Raw genomic sequence first — 662 nt, forward strand, 5'->3', positions numbered from 1 at the left:
CCAGAGGATACAGGCTCAGAGAGCAGCAGCGGATCCCCTCTGGATGACCTTCGCGGAGGTGAGGAATAACTTAACTGGAAAAATGCACCAGGAGGTTGATCCAGGAGGTTGATCAAGTGCCAGATAATCTTTCTGAACAAGCTCAAGATTGCTTTAGCGAGCTCGACAGCCCTCCAGATCAGGAGGCATTGGATCTCTTTTGGATGACATTCGGGGAGATGTCAGTCAGTAAAGTCTGTTAGCAATAGGAGACAATGCCGTGGTCGATCCGATAGTTTTTAGGTCAGATGATAGGGAAACTGTCGTTGGAATTGGTGATCAAGTCTACCTTCCAAGTAGATTGCATAGTGCAATTATTAATTACCTTCTTTCAGATACTTTACGGACAAACGATTACCTTAAATCAAGAAAGGTTTATGCGGACATTAAAATGCTCGTGGATGGAATAGAATCTAGAGTCTTACAGCCCAGAAAGTCGTGGATCTCTGGCAAGATATCAGTCAAAGTTTATCTCGAGTTTGTTCCTGATGACCCATATAGAGATTCTGGAGATAGCGCTCCCAGAAAACTAGAGGATTCTATACTGGATGATTTACGGGCTGTTCAAGTTGTCTCTATGTCTTGAGGTCGATAAGATGACAAAAACATCCATTAATCTTAGC

Annotated in this window: 1 protein-coding gene; it reads left to right on the plus strand. The window is 43.4% G+C overall.

Annotated features, from left to right (window positions below):
- The first annotated feature begins 259 nt into the window (after positions 1 to 259).
- Positions 260 to 625: a KGK domain-containing protein gene (locus NW829_RS12325; protein ID WP_414417211.1), complete on the plus strand. Its 366-nt coding sequence runs from the start codon at positions 260 to 262 to the stop codon at positions 623 to 625.
- Positions 626 to 662 lie beyond the last annotated feature (37 nt).

Origin of the sequence: Synechococcus sp. R55.8 (assembly GCF_047461895.1) — a bacterium.
Classification (GTDB): Bacteria; Cyanobacteriota; Cyanobacteriia; order Thermostichales; family Thermostichaceae; genus Thermostichus.